Annotated in this window: 11 protein-coding genes; all 11 read right to left on the reverse strand. The window is 53.6% G+C overall.

Features of this window, described 5'->3' with window-relative positions:
* Window positions 1-37: 37 nt before the first annotated feature.
* The gene (locus LK536_RS43250) at window positions 38-967 is read right to left on the reverse strand and encodes a transketolase family protein (protein ID WP_227796131.1); all 930 of its coding nucleotides are present in this window, start codon (window positions 965-967) and stop codon (window positions 38-40) included.
* A gap of 2 nt (window positions 968-969) precedes the next feature.
* Window positions 970-1,812 carry a transketolase gene (locus LK536_RS43255; RefSeq protein ID WP_040379893.1) on the reverse strand — a complete coding sequence of 281 codons (843 nt, stop codon included), beginning with the start codon at window positions 1,810-1,812 and terminating at the stop codon, window positions 970-972.
* Between the two features lie 12 nt (window positions 1,813-1,824).
* Window positions 1,825-2,847: a zinc-dependent alcohol dehydrogenase gene (locus LK536_RS43260; RefSeq protein WP_008718337.1), complete on the reverse strand. Its 1,023-nt coding sequence runs from the start codon at window positions 2,845-2,847 to the stop codon at window positions 1,825-1,827.
* A gap of 81 nt (window positions 2,848-2,928) precedes the next feature.
* Window positions 2,929-4,713, reverse strand: coding sequence for a glycoside hydrolase family 2 protein (locus tag LK536_RS43265; RefSeq protein ID WP_227796130.1), 1,785 nt, complete (start codon window positions 4,711-4,713; stop codon window positions 2,929-2,931).
* A gap of 5 nt (window positions 4,714-4,718) precedes the next feature.
* On the reverse strand, window positions 4,719-6,227 hold the full coding sequence (gene arfA, locus LK536_RS43270) for an arabinosylfuranosidase ArfA (protein ID WP_227796129.1): 1,509 nt from the start codon (window positions 6,225-6,227) through the stop codon (window positions 4,719-4,721).
* A 79-nt stretch (window positions 6,228-6,306) separates the two neighbouring features.
* Complete coding sequence (locus LK536_RS43275; protein WP_227796128.1) at window positions 6,307-7,140, reverse strand: carbohydrate ABC transporter permease; 834 nt, start codon at window positions 7,138-7,140, stop codon at window positions 6,307-6,309.
* Window positions 7,141-7,154: 14 nt separating this feature from the next.
* Window positions 7,155-8,051, reverse strand: a complete 897-nt coding sequence (locus tag LK536_RS43280; protein ID WP_227796127.1) for a carbohydrate ABC transporter permease — start codon at window positions 8,049-8,051, stop codon at window positions 7,155-7,157.
* Between the two features lie 127 nt (window positions 8,052-8,178).
* Window positions 8,179-9,534 carry an extracellular solute-binding protein gene (locus tag LK536_RS43285; RefSeq protein ID WP_227796126.1) on the reverse strand — a complete coding sequence of 452 codons (1,356 nt, stop codon included), beginning with the start codon at window positions 9,532-9,534 and terminating at the stop codon, window positions 8,179-8,181.
* Window positions 9,535-9,747: 213 nt separating this feature from the next.
* Window positions 9,748-11,280 (reverse strand): response regulator transcription factor, encoded by a 1,533-nt coding sequence (locus tag LK536_RS43290; RefSeq protein WP_227796125.1) that lies wholly within the window; start codon window positions 11,278-11,280, stop codon window positions 9,748-9,750.
* On the reverse strand, window positions 11,255-13,075 hold the full coding sequence (locus tag LK536_RS43295; protein ID WP_008718347.1) for a cache domain-containing sensor histidine kinase: 1,821 nt from the start codon (window positions 13,073-13,075) through the stop codon (window positions 11,255-11,257). Before LK536_RS43295 ends, LK536_RS43290 begins: the two co-directional genes overlap by 26 nt.
* A gap of 13 nt (window positions 13,076-13,088) precedes the next feature.
* Window positions 13,089-14,237 carry a galactonate dehydratase gene (dgoD, locus tag LK536_RS43300; RefSeq protein WP_227796124.1) on the reverse strand — a complete coding sequence of 383 codons (1,149 nt, stop codon included), beginning with the start codon at window positions 14,235-14,237 and terminating at the stop codon, window positions 13,089-13,091.
* Between the last annotated feature and the right edge of the window lie 55 nt (window positions 14,238-14,292).

The following is a 14,292-nucleotide window of genomic DNA, read 5'->3' on the forward strand; positions in this document are numbered from 1 at the left end:
GTCCCCGGCCGCACGCACGTCTGCTGTCCCCGGACGCCTATATGCCTGCCATCTCCCTGACCGCCTCTGCAATGGCTGACTTTGTCAGCCCATGGTACTCCAGTACCTCCTGGTAATTGTGTCCGCTGCACCCGAAGGTATCCTGGATTCCCACCATTTTCATGGGTTTTGGCTCCCAGCAGAGGACTTCTGCCAGTGCGCTTCCAAGGCCGCCCCTTACATTGTGTTCCTCTGCCGTCACCACTGCCCTGCAGCCTTCCGCCATCTTCCTCACGGCCTCAGCGTCCATGGGCTTGATGGTGGACACGTTGATGACCCTGACGGAAACAGCGCCTTCCAGTTCCTCTGCAGCCTCCATGGCCAGCCCCACCATGTATCCTGTGGCGAACAGGGCCACATCCGTCCCTTCCTTTAATACGGTTGGCACGCCGATGGTGAATTTCTCCCCTTCCTTTGTCACATTGGGATAGTCATTCCGGTTCAGACGCAGATAACATGGGCCGTCCATGGCAGCCATGGCCTTTACCGCCTCCACTGTCTCATTGGCGTCAGCCGGACAGATGACCGTCATGTTGGGCACTGCCCGGAAGACTGCCAAATCCTCCACACACTGGTGGGTCGCGCCGTCCCCAAAATCCGATAAACCGGAGGAGGAGCCGCAGATTTTCACATTCAGTTTCCCGATTGCAATGGTCTGGCGTATCTGGTCATAGGCGCGCCCTCCTGCAAACACTGCAAAGGAATTGGTAAACGGGATTTTCCCTGTCTGCGCCAGTCCTGCCGCCACACTGGTCATGTTGGCCTCCGCAATCCCCATCTCAAAGTGTCTCTGGGGAAATTCCGCCTCAAACAGCTTCCCCATGGTGGAGGCGCCCAGATCCGCGTCCAGCACCACGATCCGCTCATCCTGCCTTCCCAGTTCCACTAATGTATTGCCATATGCAATTCTCTGATTTGTATAGCCCATGCCTATGCCTCCTGTTCCTGTGCGGATAATTCCAAAAGCGCCTGTCTGTAAGTTTCCTCTGTCAGCATACCGTTGTGGTATCCCACCACGTTTTCCGCAAAGCTGACGCCCTTTCCCTTGACCGTGTTGGCTATGATGGCCGTCGGCACCCCCTTCACGGTTTCCGCTTCGTCCAGGGCATTCAGGATTTCCCTCATGTCATGTCCGTTGATTTCAATCACATGCCAGCCAAAACTCAAGAATTTGGCCATGATATCCCCTGTGTCAAACCGCTCCTTCGTCCTTCCGTTGGCCTGAAGCCGGTTCCTGTCCACAATGGCCACCAGGTTATCGGCCTTAAATGCGCTGGCCGCCATGGCCGCTTCCCATATCTGGCCTTCGGCAATCTCCCCGTCCCCAACCAGCACATACGTCCTGCTGTCCAAGCGGTCCAGCTTAAGGCCCAGGGCCATGCCAAGGCCAATGGAAAGCCCCTGCCCCAGGGAACCGGTTCCGGCCTCGATGCCCGGGGTTTTCTGCACATCCGGATGTCCCTGCAGGTAGGAGCCGATTTCCTTGGTATGCTTTAAATCCTCCACCGGAAAATACCCGCACTCCGCCAATGCCGCATACTGGAGGATTCCCACATGTCCCTTGCTGAGCAGGAACCGGTCCCTTTCCCTCCACTTCGGATGTTTGGGGTCATGTCTCATTTTATGGAAATACAGCGCGGCCACAATGTCCGCAGAGGAGTTGGAACCTCCGATATGTCCGGCCACTCCCACGCCAATGCTGATTACCACGTCCCTTCTCAGCTTCTGCGCCTTGTCCTCTAAATCCTTTATCAGTTTATCATCATATTCCATCACAGATTCCTCCTAATCCACCATTACCACTTTAATCAGGCTGCCCGGGTCCTTTGCCAGTTTTTCAAAATAAGCCGGCGTTTCCTCCATGCTGACTTCCTTGCTTATGAGCGGGGCCACATGGATCCTGCCCTGGTTCACAAGCCCCACCACGGTCTTGAACTCTTCATAACCGTACAGGAACGACCCCTGGATGGACAGTTCCCTTGTAACGATTTCCTGCATGTTAACATCCACAAATGGTTTGTTGTTGCCGATCCAGATGGCCCTTCCCCCAAACCGCAATGCCGCCATGGCCTGCTGCACCGTGGGAGCGGCCCCCACCGCCTCGATGGCCACATCCACGCCCTTTCCCCCGGTCTCTGCAAGTATCTGTGCCTTCCAGTCACCGCTGCCCGGATTGACGGTCACATCCGCCCCCATCTCCCTGGCAATCCCAAGGCGGTAATCGCTTAAATCCGACAGGATGATCTTGGCAGCGCCTTTCATTTTCACACATGCCAGGGCCAGCAGCCCGATGGTACCTGCGCCCACGATGAGGACCGTCCTGCCCGTTAAATCCCCGGCGTGTTCCACGCCCCGGTAAGACACTGCCAGCGGTTCCATCAGGGTGCCGATTGAATAGGGTATCTGGTCCGCTACCCGGAAACAGCACTTTGCAGGAACACAGATATACTCTGCAAACGCCCCGTCCACATCCAGAACCCCAAATGCCCGCTTATTCAGGCAGAGGTGGACATCGCCCTTCCTGCACATTTCACAGTGGCCGCAGAAATCCACGGGATAGACGGCAACCCGGTCCCCTTTCTTCCACTGGTCCACTCCCTGGCCCAGCTCTGCCACCTCCCCGGCAAATTCATGGCCCATCATCATGGGCGGGAGCCTTCTGCCTGTGATGCCCAGATAACCGTGTACATCACTTCCGCAGATACCGCATGCCCTGACCCTGAGCTTTACCTCTCCCGGCCCCGGACTTACGTCACCCACTTCCTTTAAACTAAGGATATTCGGTCCTTCATAAACAATTCCCTTCATTACCCTGTCCTTCCCTTCCCGACAGGCATGAAGCCTGTCTTAAAATTCCTGTCATATATCCCCGTCATCCGGCGGTGTCCCTTACTTCTTCTGAAGAAAGCATTGGAGATTCACCTTGCGTATCGTTTCCACCGGCACCTTCGGCTCCCTGTCATAGGTCAGAAGCCCATTTATCTCCTGCTCCACATCACACAGCTGGGTATACACAAAGCCCTGTACCAGAGGTGATGCGGCCAGGGCGGCAATCAATCCCTCATATTCCTTCAGGAATTCCTCCCCGCTTTCAGCCACAGCATACCCCCAGCCCTCATCCTGATTAAGCCTGTAGGCCACGCCTCCGAATTCCGACACAATGACCGGCTGGCCTTCATACCCATATCCATGGGCAAACAGGGTCCTGTTCGCGGGCATGGAGGAAAGCAGGCATTCCAGGTTCCCGTACCGTTCCTTTAATACCGCCGGGTCACAAGTATAATCGTGGATGGTGAGCAGATCCGACTTTGTGTGGTTCCATCCGTCATTGGAAATGACCATCCTGGTGGAATCCATGGATCTGGTCAGATAGTACATGCATGTGCTGTGGGCCTGTTCCTCCTCACGGTACATGATGTTGTCCACGCCCCAGGACTCATTGAGCGGGACCCATGCAACGATGCACGGATGGTTATAATCCCGCTTCACGATTTCCATCCATTCAGGAATCATCTGTTTTATATATTCCCTGGAATAGAGATAGGCATTGGCGCACTCCTCCCATACCAGAAATCCCAGTTTGTCGGCCCAGTACAGGAACCGCTCCTCCTCCACCTTCTGATGCTTCCTCACCCCGTTGAATCCCATTTCCTTGCAAAGGGTGATATCCCTTATCAGGGCCTCATCGTCGGGCGCCGTCATCAGGGAACCGCGCCAGTATCCCTGGTCCAGCAGCATTTTCTGATAATAAGGACGGTTATTCAGGAGAAATGTCCCATTCTCCACGCTGACCTTGCGCATGGCAAAATAGGAATCCACCTCATCCACTGCCGTCCCCTGGCTTTCCAGCTTATAATGGACATCGAACAGGACCGGATGTTCCGGCGTCCACTCATAGGATTTGTGTTCCCATTCCAAGTTCAGGTTCTGGTCCAGCTTCCACTCCCGGACCGCCTTCCCATTGAGGACGGTGACGGTATCGCAGACCATCCTGGTTCCCTGGTATGTAATCTCCACCTGCAGCCTGGCCTCTGTTTTTTGGTCCAGAAGGATTTCCATGCCAATCATCTTCCGGTCCACATCCGGCGTCATCCACACCTGCCGGATGAACTGGCTTCCCACCGGTTCAAGCCACACGGTCTGCCAGATCCCGGTTGTGCGGGTATAGAAAATGGATGCGGACTCCTGTTTCCAGTACTGTTTGCCCCTGGGCTGTTCCAGGTTCCTTGAATCGTCCCCGGCCCGGACCACCAGGACATTCTCCCCATCCCTGAGGAAATCCGTGATTTCAAAGGAAAAGGACGAATGTCCGCCCACGTGGGCGCCGGCCCATTCCCCATTGACCCAGACCTCGGTCCTGTAATCGCAGGCCCCGAAATGAAGTATGTAGCGCTTCCCCGGTTCCAATGCCCGTCCGTCAATGCTGCGGCGGTACCAGACCACATCGTGGAATCCCGTGTCATGGATCCCGGACATTTCTGTCTGGTACGCGAACGGGACTGTGATCTGCCTGGAAAAGGGGTGGGACAGATACCATTTTTCCCTCTTCCCCGCATCCTTGTCATCAAAACCAAACTCCCATTTCCCGTTCAGGTTCATCCAGTCCTGCCGCCTGAACTGGGGCCTGGGATATTCATTCTTAGGTATATCCGGCTGATCTGTATGTGCTCCCATATCGGTCATCCTTTCGTACGGAAACGGAACATGTGCCAGGAAGACCTGGGTATCACCACTTCCAGCCGTCCCTGCGCCAGGATGTCCGTAGGTTTAGGGGACGGCGCCACCCGGTCCGGTTCCAGGGCCGAATTGGCTTCCTCATATCCGTAACCTTCAAGGGCCGTATGGCAGAGACAGGACTCAGCCTTCACGCTTCTTAAATCACAGGAAAGGGCGATATCCTCCTCCATGCTGCGGTTGAGCACGAACAAGGTTACCGTGCCTTCCCCTTCATCCGCCACAGCCACCGCGTCTAATACAGTCACATCCGTGTACTGCCTGCAGTCGTATCTGGGGCAGTCCATGTTCACCTTTAACGCGGTTCCACGGCCATAAAGGCTGGTGTAATAGAATGGATAATATATGGTCTGCTTCCACGCCTTCCCCCCTGTCTCAGTCATGATCGGCGCAATCACATTGACCAGCTGGGCCAGACAGGCCATCTTCACACGGTCGGAATTCTTTAGGAGGGAAATCAGCAGCCCTCCCACCACCAGGGCGTCCTCAAAGTTATAGATATCCTCCAGTCTGGGCGGCGCCTGTATCCAGTGCTCAATCTTCTTGTCGCTTTCCTTGGTGTGGTACCATACATTCCACTCATCAAAGGAAAGGTTGATGGTTTTCCTTGAACGCTTCTTTGCCTTCACGTAATCACAGATAGCCGTGACGGACCGTATGAAATCATCCATCAGGACGCCTCCTGACAGGTAGGACTGTGTATCGCCGTCATAATTACCCCAGTAATTATGCAGGGACAGGTAATCCACTTCATCGTAACACTCTGTCAGCACCGTTGCCTCCCAGTCCGCAAAGGTGGGCATCACCATCTTGGAGCTGCCGCAGGCCACCAGTTCAATGGAGGGGTCCACCCATTTCATCATCTTGGCCGTCTCATTGGCCAGCCGCCCGTACTCATATGCCGTCTTGTGTCCCATCTGCCACGGGCCGTCCATCTCATTGCCCAGGCACCAGGTCTTCACGTTATAGGGTTCTTCTTTCCCATGGGACCTTCGAAGGTCGCTCCAGTAACTGCCTTTCCCATGGTTGCAGTACTCCACCAGGTTCCTGGCCGCGTCCGCTCCCCGGGTTCCCAGGTTCACTGCCAGCATCAGTTCTGAATCCACTTTCTTAAGCCAGCCGTCAAATTCCTGAAGCCCCACTTCATTGGTCTCCGTGGTAAACCAGGCCAGGTCCAGCCGGGCCGGGCGCTGTTCCTTAGGACCCACGCTGTCCTCCCAGTTAAAGCCGGATACAAAGTTGCCCCCCGGATACCGTATGACAGGGACATGCAGTTCCTTCACCAGCTGGATCACATCCCTGCGGAACCCATCTTCGTCCGCCAGGGGATGGCCCGGCTCATATATCCCGTTGTACACAGCCCTCCCCAGATGTTCGATGAAGGAACCGTAGATGCGGTCATCAATGGTTGAAATGATATTCAGACGGTCTACCGTCATATCTGCCTTTTTCAAACTGTTATCTCCTTCCTGCGGCGTGCCGGAACAACCGCCCCGCCCGGTCACGCCTTATAACTATAACCCTAAACCATGATTATCCCTTAATTCCGGTCATGGCAATTCCCTGGATGATCTGCTTCTGGAATATGAGGAATACGATGATGGCCGGTACGGAGGCAATCACGCTGGCCGTCATGGGCAGTGTGAATTCCGAAAGGTTCGCCCCCTGGAACTGGGGGATTCCCACAGGCAGGGTCATCATTTTCTCCGATGTGATGGATAAAAAGGGCCAGAGGAAATTATTCCAGGAATTGGTGAATGTGAATATCCCCACGGCTGCCATGGATGATTTGGATACCGGAATACAGATATTCCACCAACGCTCAAAGGCATTGGCCCCGTCTAATACCGCTGCTTCTATCAGCTCATCGGGAATGCCGTCATAACACCGTTTCATGATCAGCACGCCGATGGGGGCCGCCAGGCTGGGGCACATCAGACCCACATATGTATTGAGAAGCTTAAGTTCCGCCATCTCCTGGTACAGCGGTATGATGATGGATTCAATGGGCACCATCATTCCGGCCGTGATAAGGAGGAAAATGGCGGTTCGCCCTTTAAACTTCAATTTTGAAATGGCGTAGGCCGCCAGGGAAGTCAGCATCAGGGTGCCTATGGTAACCGCAATGGCAACGGAGGCACTGTTAAAAATCCATTTGATGATCGGCGCCTTTTTGGCAACCACTGCGTAATTATCCAGTGAGAACACACCGGACAGCACCTTGGACAGGATGCTGACAGGGGTCCCATAGGGTTTCAGCGATGAAACCAGCATCCAGATTACCGGGAAAATCCAAAACAATGCCGCAATATAGACGATAATATATAAAGCAGCCCTTCCCACGGTCATTTTTTTCTTTGTCTTCATGGGTTTCCTCCTTCTCAATCTTTTTTCCTGCCCAGGACTTTGTTCTGCAGCATGGTGATGATGAACACCATCACAAAAAACGCAACGGACATGGCTGCCGCCCGTCCCATCCTCCGGTTTGTAAAGCCTGTCTCATAGATGTAGTGCACAATGGTCCTTGTATGGGTACCGGGACCGCCTCCCGCCATCAGGTAGGTCTGCCCGAACAGTTTAAAGGAGGCAATGGTCTGGAGCATGATTACCAGGACCGTGGTGTCCTTTAACATGGGAACCGTGACCGAAAACAGCATCTGCCGTGAATTGGCCCCGTCAATCCTGGCTGCCTCGTAGATGTCTTCCGGTATATCCTGAAGCCCTGCCAGGAAAAGGATCATGTTAAATCCAACGGTCCACCACACAGTAGTAATCAGGATAGCCAGCCATACCAGCCATTTCGTATTGAGCCAGTACATTTCCCCAATGCCCAGTACATTGGTAAGCTGTGTCACAAGGCCGGTGTAAGGCTGGAAAATAAAGATCCAAAGGCCGGTCACCACGGACATGGACAGCACATAGGGAGAGAAAAAGCAGGTCCTGATGAATATGGTGCCCTTTAACCTGGAGTTGATGAACATTGCAAAGATAAAACCTACCAGGACAATCGTAGGCGTGGAGATTACCACAAAAAACAAGGTGTTGAACATGGCCTGCCAGAACCCTTTGTCCTGAAACATCGCAGCGTAATTCTGGATGCCGGTAAAAAATGTCCTGCCGCCCAGCGTCGCATCAAAAAGGCTGAGTTTCATGCCCTTAAGGATGGGATACAGGAGAAAGCACAGGAAAAAGAGCAGGAACGGGATGATAAAGCACCACGCCGTTATGTTCTCCCTCACCGCATTCTTCCGTTTGATTGATTGATATGACTTATCCATGGAATGCCTCCGATTTCATTGCTGTTAAGTTCCCTCGCCGCCTGTTTTTTAAAACTGCCGCAGTATTACCTGCAGCAGCCTCAAAAAATATATTTTCCTAACCCGGTATTTCCGTATCCCCGCCGTCCTATCTGTTATAGGAATCCAGGATTTCCTGGAACTGTTCCTGCATATGGTCCATGGTAGCCTGCACGTCCTGCTCCCCTGCAATCATGGCAGCCAGTTCCCTGTAGGTCATCTCCGTAAGTCCGGCCACGCCGCATACCTGAGGATAGAATTTTGCATAGTTAGCGGAATCCGCATAGTTTTCCCTGTAGGGAAGGGCCTTGAATTCCTCGGATTCCATGACCGAGGTCCTGCTGGGAATATGGCCGGACTTGGCCCATTTGCCTGTGTTATCCGTAATCCATTTCATGAATTCCATGGCAGATGTCTTTTCCGCGTCCGTAAGGTTGGCATTCTTAGGCATCACCAGGGTATGGGAATCCGCATAAACGGATTTGGTGGTACCTAACTGCGGGAATGACATGGACACGAAGTTCAGACCATTGGTTCCCTCAAAGGTGGGGATTGCCCAGTCACCGTTGATGGTGGCCACCGCAACGTTGCCGGTAAACAATTCCGCGCCGTTCTTCTGGTTCTTGGGCCATATCTCACTGTCCACCATACGCATCATGATTTCCAGCGCCTTCCTGTTGGCATCGCTGTCCAGGGTGGCCGTCTTGCCGTCGGCATCGCACACATCGCCGCCGAACTGGGTCAGCAGGGTGTACCACACATACATGGGAAGCCCGTTCATGGAGGTTCCTGACAGAGGCATCTTGCCGCTGTCCGCCTTTACTTTCTCAAAATATTCAAAGAACGCCTCTTCCCCATCCGGCACAACCACTGTCCCGTCATCTTCCAAAAGGCCCATCTTCCCAAATTCATCCGTGTTAAAATGCATCAGCAGCAGATGGGTATCCATGGGCATGCAGTAGTGGGTTCCATCCACCTGGGACGCTTCCTGAAGCCGTTTCGTAAACCCGGTCCAGTCCACGGAAGCATCTGCGGCCAGGCTGTCCAAGGGTTCCAGCAGTTCATCGGTCACATATTCCTTAATCCTGGTAATATGGTTGACCGCAACCGTGGGAGCGGAATCAGAAGTCATGGCTGCCAGCAGCTTGGTATAGTATTCCTCTGATTTGATGATCATGAATTCCACTTCCGTGGTGGGGCTTTGGGCATTGAACTCATCCACAAGGGCCGTCATGATATCGCCGTCCCCGCCTGAGAACGGTGCCCAGTAGGTAATCTTTGTCTTTTCCCCGGACGGGGCCGCGGTATCCGCGCCCTCTGCCGCCTTAACTGTGTTTTCCGTGCCCCCGGACGTCCCGCCGCCTGCGGCTGCTCCCTGTCCTCCTCCGCACGCTGCCAGTGACGCCATCATGGTCCCTGTCAATACCAAAGCTGTCATTTTCTTTACAAGGTTTCTTTTCTTCACGTCTGTTCCTCCTTTTTTCTCTGGGCCGTAGCCGGGACGGGTCCGGTCACCCATTCACGCCCCGGGGGATTTCCCCAATAAAAAGACCTGCCATAAGACAGGTCCTTTCCATTCCCAGGATACATGTTCCTAACAACAAGAGCCATCTCATTTGATGAGATAAGCATATCATGTAATCCATACACCGTAAATTTGACTGTTTTAATAAAAGTGTCAATTCTTAAACTGATTTTTCCCATTCGTCCGGATATATTCCCCCGGGCTGACCCCCGTATATTTCTTAAATACTTTCGTGAAATATTTCACATCCGGAAAGCCGCTGGCCTCGGCCACCTCATAAATCTTGAGCTTTCCCTCACTGAGCAGGCGTTTGGCCACGTCAATGCGTATCTGGGCCCGGTAGGTGGTATACTTAATCCCCAGTTCCTTCATGAACAGGGTGCTCAGGTATTCCGGCGTCACATTCATGCGCTGCGCCATCTCATCTAAGGGCAGGTCGCTTTTGTACTCCCTGTCCATGATTTTAAGCACCTGGTTGATGATCGGGTGGTTGCCGGACCTGAGATTCCTGGTATACTGTTCATACTGCATCAGCACGTTCAGGATAAGCTGGGGATAATGTTCCAGAAACAGGCTGTCCCTCACCCACTCCAGGATATTCAGGTTGCTGATATTCTCATACAGCCCGTAGCTGGCCCTCCGTATGGCGTACAGGACAGCGGCCGTCAGGCAGATAAGGGCTTCCCGGATATCCGTGTAGGAGTAAACCTTCTGCTTGAGATACAGGAGGAATTCTTCCAGATACCCTTCCACCGGCAATATATCCCCCTCATTGATGCAGGTGATGATCTTCCTCTCAAGTTCCGATGGATAGCTGAATTTCTGTGTCTCAATCCGGCTTATCACCTCCTCCGTAAGGACCACCGGTTCCCCCACGGAAAGGTTCCAGTTGGTCATATCAAGGAGCCGTTCCCTCTTTGCCTTTATCTCATCCGTCCCCTTAAGGCAGGCCCCTGCAAAAACCAGATAAGGGTTAACCTGCTCCCTGCACCGCCTTACAGCCGGGTTCAGCCTCTCGTTGATTCCCTCCTCGTACCCACGCAGCAGGATATAATTTTCCTTGTGGCGCGCTTCCCGGCACACGCAGGCTTCAATTCCCGGCACCGCCTGTACCAGCTCCGCCACGATCCGCTCCCAGTCGGCCTGTACCACCCGGTTCTCACCCCGTATGAGGAGAAGGAAGTCCATCTCCCGGGACGTGAACCGTTTCTTCCACTCATCCTCGAATTTGGACCCGGAGAATCCCTGCATGAACAGCGCCCGCTCCAGGATCTGTTCCGTGTCCATGGATGAGGTCCTGATATTCTGGGCCTCCTCCTCAATGGCTGTCCTAACCTTGCGCAGGGATTCCTCCAGGATTTCCTTTGTGATCGGCTTTAGCAGATAATCCATGCTGCCCAGGCTGATGGCCTCTTTGGCGTACTGGAATTCCGCATAGCCGCTGAGGATGATATAGCGGCAGTCCAGCTTTTCCTCATTCAGCGCCTTAATCATTTCCAGCCCGGTCATGCCGTTCATCCGGATATCCGTAATGATGATGTCCGGGTGCAGTTCCATTGCCATACGGATTCCCTCTTCCCCGCTTCTGGCCTGGCCGGTCATCTCGTACTCCCCTCCCAGCTCCGCAATCAGGTTTGATAATCCTTTTAATGTCTTCCATTCATCTTCCACTATCAGTATTTTCACGAATCTCCTCCTGACCTGGCCTCATGCACTGCCTGGGTATCACGGTTTCAATGGTGGTTCCTTTCCCCTCACCGCTCTCCACATGGATGGAGTAGGCGGTCCCATAATACAAATCCAGCCTTGCCAGCACGTTCAGAACGCCGATGGAATTACCCGGATTCATCCTGCGGACAAAAACAGCGTCAATCTGTTCTTTGGACATGCCCAGTCCGTTGTCGCTGATGATGAAGGCCAGGCGCTCCTCATCCTGTTCCCGTATCTGGACCTTAAGCAGTCCTCCGTGCTCCACATCCGCCATCCCGTGAAGGATGGCATTCTCAATGAAGGGCTGGAATATCATCTTGTGGATCTTGCAGGTCTTCACCGACTCCTGGCACTCTATGACGTACTCAAAGCTGTCCATGAAACGTACCTTCTGAAGGTATAAATACCGCTCCAGATAGGATAGTTCCTCTGAAATCATGACAATCTGGTTGCTCTGCTGGATCTGGTAACGGAGTATCTGGGCAAATTTACTCAGCATGCTGCTGATTTCCTTCTGGTCATTCTCAATGGCCAGCCAGTTGATGGAATCCAGGGTATTGTAGATGAAATGCGGGTTGATCTGGGCTTCCAGCGCCCTGATTTCCGCCTCCTTTTCCCTGACTCCCGACTCCTTCACCATCTGCATCTGTTCATTGACCGTGTTCATCATGATGTTGAAATGGGTGGCAATCTGGCTGATTTCATTTTTCTCATCCCGGTGGATTCCCACCTTTGCGTTCAGCTTGCCGCCCTGGACCTTGTTCATCGTATTGACGATATCCGTGATATATTTAGACATTTTCTTAGACACGTACAGTACGGCCGCTAGCACGGCCAGGGCCAGCAGGAAAGAAACGGCCAGCACGGTCTTCTGGATTTCATACAGCCTGTGATAGACATAATTCTCATCCAGCACGCTGTACATCCTCCATCCGGTGGACGGGACCTCCTCCATAAGCACCATATGGGGGCTGTCCGGATCCTTCCTGTCCGCCTCCTCAAAGTATCCGTCCACCAGATTGCCTATGACGTCCTTATCATAGTGGGAAATGATCCTGCCGTCCGCATCCGTGATCAGCAGGTAATTGATGTCCCTGTCCCCGCTTACCTGTCCGTTGGCGCATATCTCGCTTAACACGCTTTCCTCAATGCTGACTATCCCCGTCCCCACCTGGCGGTTGGTGTAGTAATCCATGATCTGCTTGCCGTAGGAATACACATAGTATTCCCGGGTCCCCTTCCGGTCCAGGTACTGGGTGGGCATCCATTTCCCCTTAAGCCCCCCGTTGTCCTCAAAAATCCCCTGGCTGAAATACCGCTGGTGCAGGCCGGATATCTTGGGATTGAGCAGTTCCACCTCCTGGCGGTCATAGCCGTAACTGATGTCCGAAATGGTGCGGATGGACATGCTGCGCACCTCCGAACGGTAGGTCAGGAATTCCTTCATGGTTTTATCCAGTTCAGACTTGATCTTCCACTCATTCTCCTCATTCATGCTGTTAAGCGCATTGACCGCCATTATGAAATCCGTGTCCCGGAACAATTCGTCTATGGCCTTCTTATAGCCCTTTAAGGAGGTATCCAGGTTCAGGGTGGTCTGGCGCAGGGAATTCTGGTAGGATTCCTCAATCTTCTCCTTCATGAACCTGCGCATATAGGAACTGCTGAGTCCCTGTACGATGACCAGCTGGAACAGGAATACCCCCATGAAGACCATGGTAAGCTGCCTGGCGAATGTCTGCCGTTTCCAGATATGTAATATCCCCTTCATGCCCTATTCCCCGTTACCACTCAGCCACGGAGCCATCCGCATGCCTCCAGACCGGGTTCTTCCAGTTATGGGGCGTCCGGTTCTCCTCAAGGACCAACTCCTTATTGACCGCAACGCCAAGTCCCGGCCTTGTGGGAAGCTTGACAAAACCGTCCACAAATTGGAAATCCTCCGGGTTATCCACATAATCCAGCACGCTCCTGCCCACATTATAGTGGATTCCCATGCTCTGTTCCTGGATGACCGCGTTGTAGCAGGTGGCATCCACCTGCAGGCAGGAGCTGAGGGCGATGGGCCCCAATGGACAGTGGGGGGCCAGGGCCACATCATAGGCTTCGGCCATGGATGCAATCTTCTTTACCTCCGTGATGCCTCCTGCATGGGACAGGTCAGGCTGGATGATATCCACGCCTCCCATCTTAAACAGGCGCTTGAAGTCCCATCTGGAATACAGCCTCTCCCCGGTGGCAATGGGGATCTGGCAGGCAGCCGCAATCTCCCGGAAGCTTTCCATGTTCTCGCAGAGCACCGGCTCCTCGATGAACATGGGGTCGTAAACCTCCAGCTTCTTAGCCAGGATTTTAGCCATGGGCTTGTGCACACGGCCATGGAAATCAACGGCAATGCCGAAATCCTTCCCGCAGCTTGCGCGGATTGCATCCACCCGTTCAAGCACCGCGTCAATCTTATCATAGCTGTCAATGAACTGCAGTTCCTCCGTGGCATTCATCTTCACTGCCGTGAATCCTGCCTCCATCTTCTCCCTGGCCGCCGCCCCCACGTCCGAGGGCCTGTCGCCGCCAATCCAGGAATATACGCGCATCTTATTCCTGCAGCTCCCACCCATCAGCTGATGGACAGGCGCGTTAAAGTATTTCCCCTTGATATCCCACAAAGCCTGGTCGATGCCGGAGATAGCGCTCATCAGCACGCCTCCTCCCCGGTAAAAGCCGGCCCGGTACAGGACGGTCCAGATATCCTCAATATTGGCAGGATCCGCCCCGATCAGATAATCCTCCATCTCATGTACGCAGGCCAGAACCGTGCCTGCATGCCCCTCTAACACAGCCTCCCCCCAGCCGCTTAACCCTTCGTCCGTGATGATTTCCACAAATCCCCAGCGCGGACGGACAAAATACGTGTTGACTTCCTTGATTTTCATATAAGCCATCTCCTTTCCCAACAGGTTCATCCCATCTGTACCATCTGTAAATGAC

This window comes from Clostridium pacaense (assembly GCF_020709765.2).
GTDB lineage: Bacteria > Bacillota > Clostridia > Lachnospirales > Lachnospiraceae > Enterocloster > Enterocloster hominis.